Source organism: Neptuniibacter sp. QD57_21 (assembly GCF_047778075.1).
In the GTDB taxonomy this organism is placed as follows: Bacteria; Pseudomonadota; Gammaproteobacteria; order Pseudomonadales; family Balneatricaceae; genus Neptuniibacter.
Window position 1 is genome coordinate 1,195,105 of sequence record NZ_CP180549.1, and the last position, 17,442, is coordinate 1,212,546.

The window sequence follows — 17,442 nt, forward strand, 5'->3', positions numbered from 1 at the left end:
TGCTTAAAGATCGCTCATTTCATGGGCTGGACCTCGTAAGCTATGCTTGATCTGACCCTTTAGATCGGCATTATGCGCAAGCATATAAAGCATCAATTTAATCGGAAGAAATAATGGAATTTAAAATATTAGACAGAAAGAATGAGGGGCAGAGCAGCTGCTTTCTGATCAGTTCTTCATTAGAAGATTTTATTACTAACATCCCCTCAAACTACGATAGTTATGAGGTGCAGAGGTCAATAGTCAGTAATTCATATCTAGATCGCCTAGTACATACAGTATTAAAAAAAGGGCATATCCCGTCAATAACATTAATTTCAGAAGAATCAACGGAAAGTATTGAGGGTGGCGATATAGGCTGCTTTAAAATTCTAGATGGTTTGCAGCGCACCCATAGACTAAAGATAATATTTGAAACCAAGAAAATATTACTTGAAAATATTACAAGAATTTCCGACGAAATGAGTGAGTTTCAAATAAAGAGGCAGTTTCGCGAAGAGCTATCTAGAGTTGGGTCTTCTGGGAATATTTTTATAGCAATAAAAAACTTTTATGATGAGCATGGTGAAACAGAGCTGAATAAGTGCTTCTCGGATAATTCGCAATGGTTTGAACTGTGGAATAACCTTTCACCAGATGACGAAGTTAAAAAAATGCTGATTCTAAACGCTGGTCATAAACCAGTAAATATTAAGCATCAGCTAGAGCTTCTTTTTCAGAATTTATTGCCAATTTTTGAATCCGTAAAATCTGGAAGTGTAGAAATTTTTCGAGAAAAAGATGTTTCTAGTGCAAGCTTCAGTAAAAACAGAAAACCTGGGTCTTATCACTTTTCTCATTTAATATCTTCGTTGATTTCCTTCATGGAAGGGAAGCCAGTTTCAACGAATACGAACTTTATATCTAAAGTTCAAGATGATGATAATAAAATGAAAGAAATTTCAGGCTTTTTATCTTATTCATTTCTAGAGGTGTTTATCGAATCCGTTTATAAGCTAGATTTTGCAGCGAAAGAGAGCTTTGGGGAAGTTGGGGTCCAATGGATTGGGCGAGAGGTTTCACTGGTCTCAACATTCTCCGCGATTGGAGCAGTCTCTGATAATGAGTCTGATCTGATAAATATAGTCGATAGGCTAGTTCAAAACTTTAGTAAACTTAGATTGGAAGATTATGAGCGCTGCCGTAATAATGTTGACTTGGCAAAGGTTAATATAGGTAATGTGAACAAGAAAAATATACACGAGGGTTTCTTTAGATTTATTGAAAATGACATGATTGAAAGCATTGACTGGGATGATATATTCTCAGGAGTGTCAGAATGAAGAAGTCTGATGCTTTGTATTTGTCATTGATCGAATCCATTTCCGAATTATGCGAAGATTTTGGTCATACGGAAGCATATTGGAATACCCTAGAAAGTGATGAAAGGGAGGTTTTCGATAGTTTAACGGAAGCTTTAACAAGAGAGAAATTAAAGCTAGCAAGATGTAAAAGAGATCGTGATATTTATAGCGATTACGAATTGCTGCTTCATACTCTTGATGAATTTGATGGAAGCTTCTCTAATTATCCTGGTTTTAATATTTCTAAAATACGATATATAGTTAGAATATCTGAAGCAATTTTTAGAAGTAGCTCTGTTATACCAGATGAAGATGTTGCTCTTCAGCTATATCATGTCGAGGTTAATCATGAATTTGATGAACCTGCCTATATAACAGAGATATCTAGTTTAGATAAAGCTGTAGCTTGGTTTTCACCCTCATCTGATACTTCAGTAAGCAGATTGGTACAATATAATCCAAGCATAGATCTTTGGTATTCATTATTGCAGGCTGCAAGTGAGATTAGCTTTCATGACTGTGGAGAGTTGATCTTCTACTCTAAAGAGCATCATGAAGCGGGGGTTTCAAGTAAGAATATTTCAGCCCTGTTGAAGCTTCATATGACATCGTCAGGTCTAAGTACAGTCCCGCTAGTTGAATATTCAAGAAGCCCGTCTAACTCTTCTTTGGAATACTTCTGTCCGAGTCAATCTTATTTGCAGTTTGTAGATGTTGTTGGTGTTCTGGGAGAATATAACAATAGGAAAGATGTTTTATCAAAATATTTATCAATATTTCATATCATCGAAAACTTTATGTTTAAAGAGCCTATTGTTGCTCTAGAGAGGGCATCTTCTGGGGCAATGTTTTCAATCAGAGACTTTAAACGGTTATATAAGTCTGTCGAGGTTGATGAGAAGAAAGCCGTTAATAACCTTTTTAAAAAGGGGTTTAGCCTTCCATTTGAAAATGGTGATTTTAAAGTTTTTGCTTATCAACAATGGCAAAACTTCATGCAAAGAAATAGTGCAATTGATGCTGAGGTAAAGAGCTTTCTAAGGTCTTTATCCATTAATGATATTGACAATACAAATCAAGGGAATTTTTTTGATTTTATATCGCGTGTTGTTTATCAAGTAAGGTGCTCAATTGTTCATAACAAGGAGACTGAAGTTCATATATCAGGTGAAAACTATCCAATAGGGTGTAAAGCTATACTTGAAGACTTTCTTCTGCAATTCCTTGAAGAATTGATATTCTTGCTAATTAGCAAAGAAAACGATTTGGTTTGGTATTCATCGGACTCCATAAAATTATGGAGAGAAAGTGCTTAACAAGTCAAAATGCCACGGGGTCAGGTCTTGCATTGTGCAAGTAGGCGCTTGATATATGGGGTGAGAGTAAATTTTAGCTCTGCACTTTATCCCTCTAAATAGATAATTGGGGTCAGAGTAAAATTAAATTCTGTTCATCAGAGCCCTCCAAAACAATAAAACCGGCTATATGCCGGTTTTATTATGGTTGAATTCTAAAACCTCATTATCGCTTTCTTCTCTCTGTGACAGTCTCGTAGCCGATTCCCCAGTTATCTGTTTGTACTTCGTCGATTACAACAAAGGTGGATTTGGGATCTTTGTTTAGGACTTCTTGTAACAGCTTTGTAGTGCCTTGGATCAGGGCCTTTTTCTCGGCTTGGGTGACGCCTTCATCGGTAATTTTGATATTCACGTATGGCATTTTAGTTTCTCTTGCTGATGAGTTGCTGGGTTCGGTCAGTCAAATATTCTCGGTGTAGGTGCTTTATATGGCAGCTACATTGGTTGTTTGCGCAATGTCCGTGTACATCTTGTTTACGATTAACCAGCGTCCTTGTTCCTTTAGTAAGCCTAAAAAATCGATATAGAAATAATCGAATAATGGGCATTCCAGTTTGACCATCGCTTGATCGTGGATGATCTCGATGGATAGGATCTTAAAGTTAAATGGCTGACCAAGAGACTTGGGGGTTGCTCGGGTTTCGACATCTTGCAGCCAGCGTTCTAGAGAGCGGAAATTACCTGGGCTTTTTAGCATGGCTGTTGGGTGAAAGATCGCTTTCAGTTGGCTGCTGTCACCCTGATACAAAGCGGTAAAATAGCTGTTGATGATGTTACGAATCATCGCGAAGTCATCATCTATTGCAGGGTTAGTTGTCATTTTCGGCCTCCATCAGCAGCGCTTGCTTAAATGCAGGTCTTTCAACAACGCGGTTTAGCATGGCTGTGGTACGTGAACCCAGTTTGATATCAACGGGAAAATACTCACCCCAACGTGAATAAACGGCCAGCATAATATCAGCCGCAGATACGGATTCTCCGCCGAGGTAACTATGGTTTTCTAGTTGCGCTTCTACTGATTCCCATAGGGTATTGATGGCGTTAGCTGCGGCGTTTAAGGCTTTATCCTTCTCAGGCCCTTCGCTCATATTTTGAGAGATGAAGAAGAGTCTGCCGTAGGCGGGATGCATTGTCGCATTGGCAAACATAATGTCCTGAATCGCTTTTTGCCGATCATTTCCGTCCTGAGGAAACAGCTGATTGGCTTTAGAGCGCAAGAGGTAAAGCATGATGGCTGCACCTTCTGTCAGCGTTTTACCCTCATCTATAAGCACGGGCACATTACCCACAGGGTTTATTGCAGAGAAGTCAGTAACCTTATTTTTGTTAATCAGGGTGACAGACTCATCCATCTCTAACAAAACAGTCAGCGTCGCGAGTGAGCAGGCATTTGGTAGGTAATACAAAGTGTACATAGGTTTCTCCTGATTAGGTCAGATCGTAAAAGACAGAATCAGAATAAATGCCTTGCTAGGTTTCATATATATCTACAATATGAACGTACTGTTCACATATTGGAAACTAGTATGGATAAACTTAGGGCAATGTCGCTGTTCATTCGCTTAGCAGAGCGGGGGAGCTTTACTGAAGTCGCTGAAGAGCTTGGCTTGTCTAAGTCGATGGTGAGTAAAGAGATCAGTCGGCTAGAGACGGAAATCGGAGCGCGGTTAATTCACCGATCTACCCGATCGTTACAGCTAACCACTATAGGCGAGGGTTATCTGCGTCATTGTCATGAGATTTTAGAACGGATTGATGACGCTGAAAGCTTTGTCCAAGGGGCACAAGATTTACCCCGCGGTAAGCTAAAAATTAATGCGCCAATGGCATTGGGTATCTCGCACCTAAGCCAAGTCTTTTCCGACTTTATGCGTGAATATCCTGAAATAGAATTGGATATTCATCTGGATGATGCCCCGGTTGATTTGATTGAAAATGGTTTCGATCTTGGCTTCAGAGCCGCAAGCCGTACGTTTGATTCTGGTTATGTCGGCAAGCCGCTAATGGAATTTAGCTATAAGGTGTGTGCATCTGAAGACTTCTTGAAAGAACACGGCCCGATTACGACGGTTGAAGAGCTATCGGAGCATAACTGTTTTATCTATAGCTATTTCAGAGGTCAGGATATTTGGCCTCTAGGCGAAGGTGTAAAGGTCGGTGGTAATCTACGCGTGAACAGCACGCCCTTTATGCTTGATGTCGTGAAAGGCGGCTTAGGTATTGGTTTTATACCTGACTTTATTGCTGGAAATGCAATTCGCCAAGGGCAGGTTGTAGAGCTGTTAAGCAATGTAGAAAGACCCCGTTTAACCCTATACGCCATGTATCCTGCGCGGCGACTGACGCCACCTAAAATTAAGCTGTGTATTAGTTTTTTAGAGCGTTGGTTTGAGGAAAACTGGGCAGGATAAATCAGCATAGAGTAAGGGATAATGTCTTATAGGTAGCTTATTGGTCAGTTATGTGTCTTTATCAAGTGGGGCAAAAATCTAACCCACCCTAAGTTATCGTCTATCCTGAAATTAGGTGTTTATCGCCAAAGTTTAATCAAATCTGTTTGGGGATCGATCAGGGGGAATGTACTGATTTTACTGTTTTGCTAGATCACCAACATACAGTTGATACCGCTAGTTTAGGGGCAGTTATGCTTTTGAAGAAATGTTCAGTCTTATGTCTATTAATACTTTTCTCGGCTAATGCCATCTCGGATAAGTTAACGATCAGTGTTCAGGATTTCCCGCCATTTACCACGGTTGAGCAAGGTAAAATTACAGGACCTTTTGTTGAAATCGTAGAGAAAATTTCAGTTCATTCTGAGATTGAAATAGAGATCCTACTACACCCAAATCGGAGATCGAAGGCCCTCTTAAAGGAAGGCTATGTTAATGCAAACTTTCCTCTTGGCTGGAACGAGGAAAGGGATAAATGGTTATATTGGTCATTGCCGCTGATGAGTACTGAATACGGGTTCTTTACCCGCACAAATGAGGATAAAGAATACAATTCCATTGAGTTATTTTCGGGTCTGAAGGTGGGTGTTTTTGGGCCTTCTAACACCTCTTATTCATTGGAACGATTAAGTAATAAGCTAGAGGAGCAGGGCCTTGAACCCATTAATGTGAAGATGCTACCCAATAGTAACGGTCAGAATCTAAAGAAGCTGGTGGCTAAAAGAATTGATGCCGTTTACTTGAACCGAGATCTGGGTGAGTACCAAATTAAAGCATTAGAAATTGATGGGGCTGAGTATTCATTAGGTGTTGAACAGATTAATTATTACATAGGGTTCTCAAAGGAGAATACGAGTAAAGACATAGTGGATAAATTCAATGAAAGTATCCGCTACCTAAAAGCTAAAGGCGAAATTAGCACGATTTTAAGTACCTATAATATTAAGCCTGCACATGAAAATTGATTCAAAGCTGACTTCTCTAATCCAAATTGTTGCAAAAGAAATCTGATCCCACCTTAAAGGATGACTAACTCGAAAGATAAACCCCAATAAGAGATTTTTTCTCTTCCGTGATGGCTTCCTGCATCTCTAGCAACGCTTCTTCTGTAATCGGGTTGTCCACATGCTGATTGCAGAGTTTTAGTGCTGCATTGATCTTTTCTTCCTCTCCGCAGGCCATAGCATTAGCCATATAAACGCAGAGTACGGTCGGCTCTGGCGATTTAGTTAGATCGAGTTCGTGGTGTTGTTTTACTGCGGTAGATAGAAGCTCGGGTAGGTTCCAGGAGCGGATCAGTTCGGCACCGGCTTCGGTATGGTCAAAACCGATTAGATCTTGTTCTTGTTGTGGTATTTGGTTTGGCCAGATCTTCTGGATCTTTTCTAGCTGGTCTTTACAGGCTTGGGCGATAACGAGTTTACCAACATCGTGCAGAAGGCCAGCGATAAATAGCTCTTCTTGTTCCTTACGGTTAGCCCAGTATTTACCCAGTGTTTTAGCAGCTATGGCAACATGTAGGCTATAGTCCCAGAATTCGTTGATTGCAAAGCCTGTTTCCCGAACATCTTCAAACTGTTTAACCACGCTAGAACCTAAAACTAGGTTTTTAAAGTCCTTTAGGCCGACCAGTGATATCGCATGGGAGATGGTGGAAATCTGACTTGGGAAGCCATAGAAGGAGCTGTTCACAATCGCTAGCAGTTTGGTGGCGATACCCGCATCCAGTTTTATGATTTCTGCTAGCTCATTATTGGTTGTCGTTGCTTGATCGATCTTTACTGTGATCTTTTGATAGATCGCTGGTAGAGAGATTACTGATTTACAACGTAGAATCGCTTTATTCAGATCTTTGTTCATAGGTCGTATTCAGCCTGATTTAGTTAGCGCTCGAGCTGTTTCTGAATTAAGACAATAAATTCATCTTTAGGGATAGGTTTTGAGTAGTAATAACCTTGTCCAAAATCACAATTAAAGGCCTGTAGCATGGTTTGGTCTTTTTCCTCTTCAACCCCTTCTGCGATGGTGCTCATCTCCAAAGATTCAGCCAAAGTACAAAGCGTACGAACAATGGCTTTACTGGTTGGGTTTTCGGCCATAGTGGAGACAAACGAGCGGTCTATCTTGATGCTGTCGATTGGGAAGCGGTGAAGGTAGCTGAAACTGGAATAACCGGTGCCGAAGTCATCAAGTGCGATCTTACAGCCGAAACGTTTGAAATCTGTCAGTACCTGCGAGATGCGCAGTGGATCTGACATTAACAGGGTCTCGGTAATCTCAATCTTAAAGTTAGCGAGTTCTATATCGTTATCCAACAGATGATCGGTTAGTGCTTCAACTTGTGCATCGGTTTCAATTTGTCGACTAGAGAGGTTTACGCTAACAAAGAAGGGGTGATCTTTATCAGCAAGCTGGTTAAATTCCTTAACTGCTTGGTGCGCTTCGGAAAAGATCCAGTGGCCGATAGGTTCGATCAGGCCGGTTTCTTCTGCTAGGGCGATAAACTGAATGGGTGGTACTAGACCGCGATCGGGATCTTGCCAGCGGATAAGCGCTTCACAGCCGAGTATTAAACCTGTTTGTAGATCGACAATGGGTTGGTAGAACAGGCGAAGTTCATCATTATCTAAGGCTTCACGTAAGCGTTGCTCTTCAGTGACACGGCGAACGGCCATCTCGGTTTGTTCTTTGAGACGGTCGTTTTCTAATTTCGGTTTTACTTCGATGCTGTCAATTGAGCCGCCTGCTGAGACGGTATCAAAATGGCCTTTCATCTCTCGATAACGCTGTAGAACGATCTGCATCAGCAAGTTTACGGTTGGATCTGCAGTGCCAATTAAGCGGTGAATGTACTCTTTTGGAATAACGATCAACTCAGCATCACTTAATACGGTAGCTGTAGCTGTTCGAACACCGTCGTCGATCAGAGCCATCTCGCCGAGAATATCGCCGTGTTGAGCGATGGCAAAGCGAAGATCACGATCTTTAATTTTTGTAGAAACACCAACTAGACCACTATCTACAATATAGGCGCGGTCACCGGCTTCGCCTTCCTGAAATATCACAGCGCCAGCGGGTAGCTGAATTCGATAACCTTCAGTTTCCACAACGGGGTTCCTCTCTGGTCAACATTTATAGGCACGGTGCTTCTTAGAAGTTTAGCTTTTTAACTGCCAAACAATAGGACAGAGTCTATTTTTTATGGCGCTGGGTTCTTTATTAATAGGCTTGTTATAAATTCCCAGAGCAATAGTGGTATGTATCTAAGTAAGAGAAGGAATTTTTTTATAGTGGGGAAGTGGCGTTTACCCCTTAAGTTCTCCTCTCAAATATTTTGACAGGCTGGAAGTCACTCACAATACTTAACGTTATAGATGGCCGTATAACTGATATGGGTAATTGTAAAGGACTCACAAAATAGAAAGGTATGAACTCTGCATTTCAATCTTGTCTATCTAGCTCCCAATTATAGTCCATACGCCCTAAGGGCTTCCAACCCGAAAATCATTACTTTTTAGCTGGTTAGCCCTCACCATTTCACAGTGAAGTGATTCATTTTATATGAGGCACGACATGTTCCAGCTACTACATAAATTCAGCTTAATTTTCTTGCTCTTATCATTAATCACAGTAGCCCCAGCCACTTATGCTGAAACATTCAAAGTTGGATATTTCATCTCTCGAACGGCAGATGATATGTTTTACGGGCCTGTTGTTGGTTTTATGCAGGCTGCTGCTGATGACTTGGGTGTTGAATTACACATAATAGAAGCCAATGATGACCATTTATTAGGTCATGAGAAGGCGAGGGAACTACTGTTTCCAACTCCTCAACTCGACGCAATTATCGCTATTAGCGTTAAAGAAAGCGGCGCAAGAATTCTTAAACTTTCTGAACAGGCGGGCGTGCCTGTGCTCATCGAAAATTCAGCTATTTTGGATAAGGCCATAGGATCGCCTAGACAGTATTTTCAAAATTACATTGGTGAAATGCTTCCGGATGATGAAATGGCTGGCTACGAGTTAGCTAAATACCTGATACAACGTAGCAGTAAATCTTCTGAGGACGGTGCGGTGAATATGGTTGCGATTAGTGGCCCTTACGGTACCTCAGCCAGTATTCAACGAGAACGAGGCTTGCAACGAGCGATTGAAGAATATTCGAAAACAAATTTGCTCCAAATTGTGAGGGCTAATTGGGAAAGAGGCCGTGCACGTAGGACATTTAACAAGCTTATCCTGCGTTACCCCAATGTAGATGCAGTGTGGACAGCAAGTGACGGTATGGCGTTAGGTGTGTTTGATGCATTAACAACGCTCGCTCCAACATATAGGCAAAACATTCTTGTGGGCGGTGTTGATTGGTCTAGACAAGGCGTAGAGGGTGTTGACCTTAACCAGATTCAAGCCACTGCTGGAGGTCACTTTATGGAGGGCGCTTGGGCGTTGGTCGTTGTTTATGATTTTTTGAACGGCCATGACTTTATGGATAGTGAAGGGCTTAAGATGAAAACAAATATGAGCTTGATTACGAAAGAAAGTTTTGAAGATTATGCTCCTCTGATTGAAAAAAATAATTGGAAGAAAATTAACTTTAAATCGTTTTCTAAAACCCATAACCCTGAAATAACGCAATATAATTTTGAACTCAAGGCCGTATTAGATGCGCTTGATTTAGAGCCGTAATATTCGATTTAAGGTAGTTCATTCCTCTTAATATCTAGTCTCAATGCTTATCTGCTTGAACTCATTGTTTGCAGTATTGAAGGCAGTAAAATTCAGTGTCTAGACTCTATTTCACTTCTATAGTGAAACTCCGTAAGATCCTGATTTTCAAAACTCTTCAATATTTGAGCTTTACCTATGACCGAACCTGATCCCAAGAAAGTTAAGTCCTTTGCTACCGCTGAAGAGTTGGGGCAATGGTTGCGAGATAACCATGCCTCTGAAACTGAGTTATGGGTAAATATCTATAAAAAGAAAAGCGCTATTCCGAGCGTGACTTGGGATGATGTAGTGATTGAGTCGCTGTGTTGGGGGTGGATCGACGGCATTAAAAAGTCGATTGATGAACAAGCTTACCTGCAACGGATTACACCAAGGAAAGCGAAAAGTGTGTGGTCGAAACGAAACCGAGATCATGCCGAGCGTTTGATTAGTGAAGGTCGTATGACTGAATCGGGGATGGTCCAAGTCAATACGGCTAAAGCTGATGGTCGCTGGGAAAATGCTTATACCGCCAGCGAAATGGAAGTGCCTGAGGATTTCATTAAAGCGCTAGAAAGTAACCTAGAGGCGAAAGCGTTTTATGAAACGCTGACTAAATCTAGACGTTATGTCATCGCGCATGGTTTAGATAGCGCTAAGAGACCAGAGACTCGCCAACGTCGATTTGATAAGTATATGGATGCGCTTACTCGTGGTGAGTATCCATAATTATTATTGGCGAGAATATTCTGGAATTGTTGGGTTACGCTTCGCAAATTACGCCTACGTGGTAGATTTACTATTAAGTAGGGTGCAATAACGAAGTGTATTGCACCCTGTTGTGACCTAGGGGGATCGATTTTTTGGGTTACGCTTCGCTAACCCAACCTACAACCTGCCTAGCAACTAAATTAAGCCCTTAGTTCTGAGACCAAGTGGTTAAGCTGAAGTAACTCACTACTTACTTCTTTATTTATATTAGAGGTCTGGTTGGCGCTGTCATTGGTGCTGTTAGCGTAAAGCGAAATGCTTGAAAGGCTGGCATGGATCTCTTTTACCACTGCCGACTGTTCTTCAGCTGCTGCGGCAATTTGCGTATTCATGGCAGCCATTCCTTCTACTGCTGCAGATGCCTCTTCTAGTTCAGCAGCGGTATGGTTGGCTTGTTGGATACAGTGGCCAGCATTCTCTTGGCCTTTTTGCATCACAGAGATCGCACTATTAGTTGCTGATTGTAGGTTCTCTAGCAGTTCTTGAATGTCCTCAGTGGATGATTGAGTACGTTGAGAAAGAGTGCGTACTTCATCGGCTACTACCGCAAAGCCTCGGCCTGATTCGCCCGCACGTGCTGCTTCGATCGCGGCGTTAAGAGCAAGTAGGTTGGTTTGTTCTGCGATGCCGCGGATATCGTCTAGCACTTCACTGATTCGGTTTGTTTCGGTAGCTAGAGAGTTAAGCTGAGTGGCAGCGCTTTCGACATTGATATTGAGCTGTTCGATCGCTTGCTGATTTTGCTTAGCGATTCCAGAACCAGATTGAACTTTTTCTAGCACTCCTCGGCCAAGTTCTGCTGCATGATCGGTCGATTGCGCAATCTCAGTGATACTGCCTGACATCTGCTCGGCAGCAGTAGCAGTTTGTTCTGTTTCGCGTTTTTGTTGTTCAACTTGGTCGCGGGTAGCGTCCATCAAGACAATCGACTGTTCAGATCGTTGAACCAGTTGCGTTGATGTCGATCGGATAGTCATCACCATCTTACCCAGCTTCTCCATCAAGCGGTTAAACGCTGCGGCCGCTTCAGCCGTTTCGTCTTGACCGCTTACGGGTAGGCGTACAGTCAGGTCGCCATCACCATCGGAGATCTCTTTTAGACGATCACGCATATTGCTCACAGGGCCAGTAATTGCACGAGAGATCATCAAGGCTAGGGAAACACCCAAAATAAGTGCGACCACAAAGATAATCATAATCAGCTTTTGTGCTTTAAGCTCGTCGTGCTCGGCACGCTGTGTGGCTTCAAGCGTGAAGGCTTGAATCTGATCAAGCGCATCAATCAGTTCATGATCAATTTTATCTTCGAGTTCAATAATATGGTCGGCTGAAGCAATAGCAGATGCCGCGTATCCATCTTTGACCTTTTGGAATAACGATAGAGCTAACTCGTCGTATTCGGCGTGATTTTTGTCTATGTCCAAAATGGTTGTCAGTAAGGATTCAAATTGCTCTTTGGTTTCTGCGCTATGTGCCTTGGTAATTGCATGCTCAAGCAGCTCTTCTAGTTGCTTGAACTCCTGATCTACTTTATCAGCCAAAGAGTTAAATGCTTTTGTCGTTGTCAGCATCTCTTGTGAACGATCGTCGCCGTACTTTATTGCGGTTGCGTAAGAGAGGCTACGCTCAAAAAGAATGGCTTGCTCTAGTTGATGCTGAGCCACTTTTGAAAGCATATTGGTTATAGGTAGGTCTTCTTCTGCTACTTCGATTAACTCGATACCAATCTTGTTCATCTGGTATGTAGCGACACCACCAAGGGTGAGAATAAGTATTAAGTTGATCCCCGCGAACAGGGCTATCCGCGAAGAAATTTTGAGTGAGCTAAGCAACATCTAAATGCGCTCCCATTCTTAATTATGCACTTGTGAATTTTTTGTAACTTTATAATTTATATAAACCTTGTTTTATGTATGGTTTAAGTAGTGTTAAATCATTATAAAACATAGGCTTATTAGCTTTTTAGCTGTTTTGAATATAACAGAATAATTGTTGCAAAATGCGTAGTTTTACAAAGAAACCTATATTTTTTATTAGTTTTTTAGCAATTAATTAGAATGGTTTTTACGGTGCACTAAGAAGGTGCGATTTTCTGGGGCTAGGTCGGGGATCTTGCTCAAGTTTGGTGCTGTAGATTGTCATTGGTAGAGGGTTTTGTGGGTGTTGCTCTAAAACTGAAATAGGCTTTGGATGCATATTTGATGATCCTAGGTAAATTCCTGTTCCCGTTCTCAGCCTTTGTGTTTCTTTAGTTAGCTTATTGATGAAGAATAATCGCTAAATATAAAGCCTTTGTGCGACTGCGTAATTGATTTTGGTTATTGGTTGATGGAGCAAGGTGAATATATTGAATCTTATTGTCCTTGGATGGTTTAAGATCGTTTATCCCAGTTGTTGTTAGCCAGAAAGCAAAGGGTTTATGAAAGATATAAAGCTATCTCAAGATCAAAAAAATCGCATGGTGAGTAAGATTAAGCGTTATTTTACTGAGGAGCTGGATCAGGATATTGGCGGTTTTGAAGCAGAGTTTTTGATCGAGTTCTTTGCTAAAGAGATTGGGCCTCATTTTTATAATCAAGCCTTAGCTGATGCAAACCGCGTATTTGTGGAAAAAGTTGAGGATGCGAGTTACTTGGTTCAAGAGCTTGAGAAACCGACTCCTTAATTAATACTTAGACAAGTTCTATTCATTGTGTCGTTTGGATTAGGTCTAAAATGAAAGCATGAAATACGTATCCATTTTCTTTTCTCTTTTTCTATTGCTTCAGGGCTCCGCTAGGGCTGAGAGCTCGTTAGTAGAAGAACCAAAATCTCTATCTTCTGAAAGCCACGAGCTAATAGTTGTTAGGACTATTGGCTTTCCCCCTTATGGCATTGAAGGTCCTTCGAGCACGGGAGGTATCTATTATGAGATGGCAAATAAATTAATCGAACAGGCTGGCTATCATCCTGAAAACTCAGTAGCGCCGTACAGTCGAATAATCAGGGAGCTTAAGTCAGGCAAAGCTGATATGACTATCATGTTCAAATATGAAGAGTTAAAAGATCATGTAATCTATGTAGCTCCTTTACCTGCTTTGCCAACCGTAGTGATTGGATTGAAGGGAACTGTATTTGAATCGGTTGAGAGTTTAAAAGGCAAGGAGCTTGCTTATCTGCGAGGGGCTAAGTTCAGTGAACAAATTGATAATGACCCTGAGATTAGAAAGTACAGCACAGTTGATTTTGTACAAGGCGTTAAAATGCTCAAAAGGGGACGAGTTGATGGCATTATCGGACCGATCGATCCTATTTTAAGCGCAGCTAAACAACTCAATGATGACTTTAGTTTGTTTGGCAAACCGCTGGTGGTCAAAGAAAATACCCCTTGGGTACAAATCTCGAAAAAGAGTAAAGCTAAGTTGTCTATTGATAAGCTGAATGAAGCCTATAAGAAGCTTCAATCGCAAAATACATTAGAAGCGCTTAGAGACAAATACTTATAAATTCAGATTTTCCCTTCTAACTGGCATTCAGTCAGTAGGATGCAATAACGAAGTGTATCGCACCATGTTTTGAACTTATTCTCGTTGATTTTTTTGGGTTACGCTTCGCTAACCAAACCTACTGGACTGGCCCCTATACCTATGGTTGATTGTTTTTTGTTCATAACCACGTGATATTGTGTTTATTCAATTTGCCTAAATGAGCGGAAGCTCACTTATTCAAAAAGATGGGACAACGATAAGCCGGTAGTTAATTTCTGCGTGAAGTTACGGGCGATATAACAATATGGGGAATGATCAATCATGACTAAAGAAGTTGTAGTTCTTAGTGCTGTACGTTCAGCAATCGGTGCATTCGGCGGAAGCCTAAGTACTATGGAGCCGGCTGAGCTGGCAGGTCAGGTAATGAAGGAAGCGGTTAATCGTTCAGGTGCTGATCCAGAGAAAATTAATTATGTAACTGTAGGTAACTGTATTCCTACGGAATCTCGCTACGCTTATGTTGCGCGTGTTGCTGCGATTCAGGCTGGCCTGCCGATGGAATCTGTAGCGATGTCGGTTAACCGTCTATGTTCTTCTGGTTTACAGGGGATTGTGACTACTGCTCAGCAGATCATGCTAGGTGATTGCGATTACGGTATCGGTGGCGGTGTTGAGGTGATGTCTCGCGGTGCTTACCTATCCACAGCGATGCGTTCTGGTGCTCGCATGGGTGAAACCACAATGCTGGATTCTATGGTATCTGTACTGACTGATCCATTTGGTGCTGGTCACATGGGTATCACTGCTGAGAACTTGGCAGAGAAGTGGGATATCAGCCGTGAAGATCAAGATGAGCTAGCTGCTGAATCGCAACGTCGTGCGGCTGTTGCGATTGAAGAAGGTCGCTTTAAGTCTCAGATCGTACCTATCGTGCAGAAAACACGTAAAGGCGAAGTTGTATTCGATACTGACGAGCATGGTAAGCCAGGCACTACTGCTGAGAAACTGGCAGGTATGCGCCCAGCATTTAAGAAAGACGGTACGGTAACGGCGGGTAACGCATCGGGTATCAACGATGGTGCAGCGTTCTTCGTATTGGCGTCTGCTGAAGCCGCTGAAGCTGCCGGTCAAAAGCCGATCGCTAAGATTAAGTCTTACGCGGTTGCAGGTGTATCCAACGAGATTATGGGTGAAGGCCCAATTCCAGCAACTAAGCTCGCTTTGCAAAAAGCAGGTTTGAGCTTGGATGATATGGATGTGATCGAGTCTAACGAAGCGTTTGCAGCTCAAGCGATTGCGGTAGCTAAAGGCCTAGGTTTGGATATGCAGAAAACCAACCCGAATGGTGGTGCCATTGCATTAGGTCACCCAGTAGGTTGTTCTGGTGCATTCATTGCGACTAAGGCTGTCTACGAGCTTGAACGTATCGAAGGTAAGTACGCACTGGTAACTATGTGTATCGGTGGCGGTCAGGGTATCGCGGTAATCTTTGAGCGAGTTTAATCATCTCTGATTAGATAGCTTATACCTTATACCTTACATCCGGTTTAGTTATCGGGTGTAAGGTTTTTTTATCACTGTTTAACGCAATTCATTCCCTTTAAATATCTCTTTCCTTATTTCTTCTCTACCCGTCACTATTCCTAACGCTTTTGTTGCACTTTAACGACTTTAAATTGAATCCAGATCGCTATAGGGTTTGGGCATCGCTGTAATAAGTTAAGGAGAGTCGCGTGAAGTGCTTGGTAGTATTGACCCATCCGTTGAAGGATAGTTTGTGTCATCATTTTTGTGATGAAACGGTTAAACATTTAACGGCAAAGGGTTATGAGATCACACTACTTAATCTTTACGAATCGGATTTTGAGCCCGCGCTTAAAGAAGATGAGCGTCGGAGTTACTACGCTGATCAGTTTGACGACTCTCGATTAAAAACAGATATACAGCAACTGCAAGAAGCCGAATCCCTCGTACTGATCTTTCCTACTTGGTGGGTCGATCTGTTTATCTTGTGCCAGCCGGTTAAGAAGGTCCTCAAAATAGCTCTGTTAGGTGCGTGTACCAAAGGCTGTAAATTCCAGATGCTGTCGTTTTATAAAAGTGAAGATGCGTCTATAGATCGCGTAGAAGCCTTTGTTAATAAGATTAAAGCTAAGTTTTAGCCGATCTAATATATACACCGTTTGGTGGTAGGTGCTATATGGAGCATTTCGATACGATTCTGTGGCTACTATTCGGGTTAGCGGGCGGTGGACTCTTAATTAAGTTCGCAAAGGGTAGAGCAGAGCAAGAGCAGATTAATATCTTTGGTGTAGCACTAGTTATTGCTGCGCTGATTTATATAGGTTTTGCTGTGCTATATGGTGCGAGTACGACTTGGTTATTTATCGAAACTGTTGGCGTGTTGATATATGGCAGCTCCTACCTATTGGCTAAACACTTTGGGCTTCATTTCTTAGCGCTGGGTTGGTTGTTACATCCTGTTTGGGATGTTGGGTTGCATCTGGTTGGAGCAGGCGGGCACTTTGCACCTGAGTGGTATGCAGTTATGTGTATTTCGTTTGATTTAGTTGTGGCGGTGTATCTGTTCCGAAAAAGCGCCTTGTTTAAAGGCGCTGTTCAAAGTTAATTGAAACTATTCCGAAAAGCTCTAAGCCACAGCTGTTGCATAGGTTTCGGCTATGGAGTGTGCAAGTTCAACTGCCTTGAGTTGTGCCGCTTCTAATGACGCTTTGTGACGTTGATCCGAGAACTCCTGATATTCACTGCTGATTTCATAAAATTTATCTACGCCTAGATAAGGACTTAACTGCTCAATATGCGGTGAAAGGTGGTTCAAATGCGCTCGTTCTTTTCCTTTTGCAAAATCAAATTCGCCCCAGGATGTGCATAAGATTAACTGCTTACCACTGAGGATAGGTTCAAGTGGATAATCACCTCTAGCTAGATCAAATGAAAAAGTTTTATTTATGCGAATGACTTGATCAAACCATGCTTTTAATACCGCGGGCATACCGTAGTTATACATAGGTGATGAGAGCACAATGATATCTGCTTGTTCTATCTCAGCTATATATTGGTCGGATTGCGCGAGGGCTTTGTTCTGCTCAGCTGTAGGTGATTCGGAGAAACATGCTGCAATCCACTGTTCGTTGATAAATTCTGGTGGTTTCTTAGCTAAATCCCGATAAATTACATCACAATCAGGGATCATCTTTTTAAAAGTGGTTACCGCAAGGTGGGCTATATAGCGTGAAATAGATTGATGTTTCTCGCCGTTTGGCTGCCAGCCACGTGCGCTGGCATCTATATGTAGGATGGTTGGCATTTGGAGCTCCGTGATTTT

18 protein-coding genes are annotated in these 17,442 nt (G+C 41.9%); 11 read left to right on the forward strand and 7 right to left on the reverse strand.

Features of this window, described 5'->3' with window-relative positions:
- The first annotated feature begins 113 nt into the window (after positions 1–113).
- The gene (locus tag ACMXYS_RS05170) at positions 114–1,322 is read left to right on the forward strand and encodes a hypothetical protein (RefSeq protein WP_415897821.1); all 1,209 of its coding nucleotides are present in this window, start codon (positions 114–116) and stop codon (positions 1,320–1,322) included.
- Positions 1,319–2,659 carry a hypothetical protein gene (locus ACMXYS_RS05175; protein WP_415897822.1) on the forward strand — a complete coding sequence of 447 codons (1,341 nt, stop codon included), beginning with the start codon at positions 1,319–1,321 and terminating at the stop codon, positions 2,657–2,659. Before ACMXYS_RS05170 ends, ACMXYS_RS05175 begins: the two co-directional genes overlap by 4 nt.
- A 205-nt stretch (positions 2,660–2,864) precedes the next feature.
- On the opposite strand, the gene ACMXYS_RS05180 is transcribed toward ACMXYS_RS05175, so the two are convergent.
- The 3 genes from ACMXYS_RS05180 to ACMXYS_RS05190 form a co-directional block, all read right to left on the reverse strand.
- The gene (locus ACMXYS_RS05180) at positions 2,865–3,062 is read right to left on the reverse strand and encodes a tautomerase family protein (RefSeq protein ID WP_415897823.1); all 198 of its coding nucleotides are present in this window, start codon (positions 3,060–3,062) and stop codon (positions 2,865–2,867) included.
- Positions 3,063–3,125: 63 nt separating this feature from the next.
- Positions 3,126–3,521 carry a nuclear transport factor 2 family protein gene (locus tag ACMXYS_RS05185; RefSeq protein ID WP_415897824.1) on the reverse strand — a complete coding sequence of 132 codons (396 nt, stop codon included), beginning with the start codon at positions 3,519–3,521 and terminating at the stop codon, positions 3,126–3,128.
- Positions 3,511–4,116, reverse strand: a complete 606-nt coding sequence (locus tag ACMXYS_RS05190; RefSeq protein WP_415897825.1) for a glutathione S-transferase family protein — start codon at positions 4,114–4,116, stop codon at positions 3,511–3,513. The genes ACMXYS_RS05185 and ACMXYS_RS05190 overlap by 11 nt, the downstream gene beginning before the upstream one ends.
- A gap of 111 nt (positions 4,117–4,227) precedes the next feature.
- Here ACMXYS_RS05190 and ACMXYS_RS05195 point away from each other — a divergent pair, with 111 nt between their 5' ends.
- Both ACMXYS_RS05195 and ACMXYS_RS05200 read left to right on the forward strand, forming a co-directional pair.
- Positions 4,228–5,112 (forward strand): LysR family transcriptional regulator, encoded by an 885-nt coding sequence (locus ACMXYS_RS05195; RefSeq protein WP_415897826.1) that lies wholly within the window; start codon positions 4,228–4,230, stop codon positions 5,110–5,112.
- A gap of 233 nt (positions 5,113–5,345) precedes the next feature.
- Positions 5,346–6,116, forward strand: coding sequence for a substrate-binding periplasmic protein (locus tag ACMXYS_RS05200; RefSeq protein ID WP_415897827.1), 771 nt, complete (start codon positions 5,346–5,348; stop codon positions 6,114–6,116).
- A gap of 64 nt (positions 6,117–6,180) precedes the next feature.
- Here ACMXYS_RS05200 and ACMXYS_RS05205 read toward each other — a convergent pair whose 3' ends face one another.
- Together ACMXYS_RS05205 and ACMXYS_RS05210 are read right to left on the reverse strand one after the other, a co-directional pair.
- Positions 6,181–7,011: an HDOD domain-containing protein gene (locus tag ACMXYS_RS05205; RefSeq protein ID WP_415897828.1), complete on the reverse strand. Its 831-nt coding sequence runs from the start codon at positions 7,009–7,011 to the stop codon at positions 6,181–6,183.
- A gap of 23 nt (positions 7,012–7,034) precedes the next feature.
- The gene (locus ACMXYS_RS05210) at positions 7,035–8,258 is read right to left on the reverse strand and encodes an EAL domain-containing protein (RefSeq protein ID WP_415883896.1); all 1,224 of its coding nucleotides are present in this window, start codon (positions 8,256–8,258) and stop codon (positions 7,035–7,037) included.
- Positions 8,259–8,724: 466 nt separating this feature from the next.
- Between ACMXYS_RS05210 and ACMXYS_RS05215 the strand changes: the two genes are divergently transcribed.
- Positions 8,725–9,837: an ABC transporter substrate-binding protein gene (locus ACMXYS_RS05215; protein ID WP_415883897.1), complete on the forward strand. Its 1,113-nt coding sequence runs from the start codon at positions 8,725–8,727 to the stop codon at positions 9,835–9,837.
- A 177-nt stretch (positions 9,838–10,014) separates the two neighbouring features.
- Positions 10,015–10,587 (forward strand): YdeI/OmpD-associated family protein, encoded by a 573-nt coding sequence (locus tag ACMXYS_RS05220; protein ID WP_415883898.1) that lies wholly within the window; start codon positions 10,015–10,017, stop codon positions 10,585–10,587.
- 182 nt (positions 10,588–10,769) lie between these two features.
- Here the strand turns inward: ACMXYS_RS05220 and ACMXYS_RS05225 are convergent, their stop codons facing one another.
- Positions 10,770–12,464, reverse strand: coding sequence for a methyl-accepting chemotaxis protein (locus ACMXYS_RS05225; protein WP_415897829.1), 1,695 nt, complete (start codon positions 12,462–12,464; stop codon positions 10,770–10,772).
- A gap of 584 nt (positions 12,465–13,048) precedes the next feature.
- Here ACMXYS_RS05225 and ACMXYS_RS05230 point away from each other — a divergent pair.
- From ACMXYS_RS05230 to ACMXYS_RS05250, 5 genes are all read left to right on the forward strand, one after another.
- The gene (locus ACMXYS_RS05230; protein WP_415883900.1) at positions 13,049–13,294 is read left to right on the forward strand and encodes a DUF2164 domain-containing protein; all 246 of its coding nucleotides are present in this window, start codon (positions 13,049–13,051) and stop codon (positions 13,292–13,294) included.
- Positions 13,295–13,352: 58 nt separating this feature from the next.
- Positions 13,353–14,114 carry a substrate-binding periplasmic protein gene (locus tag ACMXYS_RS05235; RefSeq protein WP_415883901.1) on the forward strand — a complete coding sequence of 254 codons (762 nt, stop codon included), beginning with the start codon at positions 13,353–13,355 and terminating at the stop codon, positions 14,112–14,114.
- A 303-nt stretch (positions 14,115–14,417) separates the two neighbouring features.
- Entirely contained in the window at positions 14,418–15,599 is a 1,182-nt protein-coding gene (locus ACMXYS_RS05240) for an acetyl-CoA C-acyltransferase family protein (RefSeq protein ID WP_415883902.1), read from the forward strand.
- Between the two features lie 230 nt (positions 15,600–15,829).
- On the forward strand, positions 15,830–16,258 hold the full coding sequence (locus ACMXYS_RS05245) for an NAD(P)H-dependent oxidoreductase (protein WP_415897830.1): 429 nt from the start codon (positions 15,830–15,832) through the stop codon (positions 16,256–16,258).
- Positions 16,259–16,296: 38 nt separating this feature from the next.
- Positions 16,297–16,725 (forward strand): DUF6010 family protein, encoded by a 429-nt coding sequence (locus ACMXYS_RS05250; protein WP_415883904.1) that lies wholly within the window; start codon positions 16,297–16,299, stop codon positions 16,723–16,725.
- A 21-nt stretch (positions 16,726–16,746) separates the two neighbouring features.
- Here the strand turns inward: ACMXYS_RS05250 and ACMXYS_RS05255 are convergent, their stop codons facing one another.
- A complete protein-coding gene (locus ACMXYS_RS05255; protein WP_415897831.1) occupies positions 16,747–17,424 on the reverse strand; it encodes an FMN-dependent NADH-azoreductase in 678 nt (225 codons plus the stop codon).
- Positions 17,425–17,442 lie beyond the last annotated feature (18 nt).

What these genes read in the sequence shown, in the direction of transcription:
- ACMXYS_RS05170 (WP_415897821.1), top strand. Translation starts at nt 114, where the DNA reads ATGGAATTTAAAATATTAGACAGAAAGAATGAGGGGCAGAGCAGCTGC.
- ACMXYS_RS05225 (WP_415897829.1), bottom strand. Translation starts at nt 12,464, where the DNA reads ATGTTGCTTAGCTCACTCAAAATTTCTTCGCGGATAGCCCTGTTCGCG.
- ACMXYS_RS05185 (WP_415897824.1), bottom strand. Translation starts at nt 3,521, where the DNA reads ATGACAACTAACCCTGCAATAGATGATGACTTCGCGATGATTCGTAAC.
- ACMXYS_RS05230 (WP_415883900.1), top strand. Translation starts at nt 13,049, where the DNA reads ATGAAAGATATAAAGCTATCTCAAGATCAAAAAAATCGCATGGTGAGT.
- ACMXYS_RS05175 (WP_415897822.1), top strand. Translation starts at nt 1,319, where the DNA reads ATGAAGAAGTCTGATGCTTTGTATTTGTCATTGATCGAATCCATTTCC.
- ACMXYS_RS05250 (WP_415883904.1), top strand. Translation starts at nt 16,297, where the DNA reads ATGGAGCATTTCGATACGATTCTGTGGCTACTATTCGGGTTAGCGGGC.
- ACMXYS_RS05195 (WP_415897826.1), top strand. Translation starts at nt 4,228, where the DNA reads ATGGATAAACTTAGGGCAATGTCGCTGTTCATTCGCTTAGCAGAGCGG.
- ACMXYS_RS05240 (WP_415883902.1), top strand. Translation starts at nt 14,418, where the DNA reads ATGACTAAAGAAGTTGTAGTTCTTAGTGCTGTACGTTCAGCAATCGGT.
- ACMXYS_RS05200 (WP_415897827.1), top strand. Translation starts at nt 5,346, where the DNA reads ATGCTTTTGAAGAAATGTTCAGTCTTATGTCTATTAATACTTTTCTCG.
- ACMXYS_RS05255 (WP_415897831.1), bottom strand. Translation starts at nt 17,424, where the DNA reads ATGCCAACCATCCTACATATAGATGCCAGCGCACGTGGCTGGCAGCCA.
- ACMXYS_RS05235 (WP_415883901.1), top strand. Translation starts at nt 13,353, where the DNA reads ATGAAATACGTATCCATTTTCTTTTCTCTTTTTCTATTGCTTCAGGGC.
- ACMXYS_RS05215 (WP_415883897.1), top strand. Translation starts at nt 8,725, where the DNA reads ATGTTCCAGCTACTACATAAATTCAGCTTAATTTTCTTGCTCTTATCA.
- ACMXYS_RS05205 (WP_415897828.1), bottom strand. Translation starts at nt 7,011, where the DNA reads ATGAACAAAGATCTGAATAAAGCGATTCTACGTTGTAAATCAGTAATC.
- ACMXYS_RS05180 (WP_415897823.1), bottom strand. Translation starts at nt 3,062, where the DNA reads ATGCCATACGTGAATATCAAAATTACCGATGAAGGCGTCACCCAAGCC.
- ACMXYS_RS05190 (WP_415897825.1), bottom strand. Translation starts at nt 4,116, where the DNA reads ATGTACACTTTGTATTACCTACCAAATGCCTGCTCACTCGCGACGCTG.
- ACMXYS_RS05220 (WP_415883898.1), top strand. Translation starts at nt 10,015, where the DNA reads ATGACCGAACCTGATCCCAAGAAAGTTAAGTCCTTTGCTACCGCTGAA.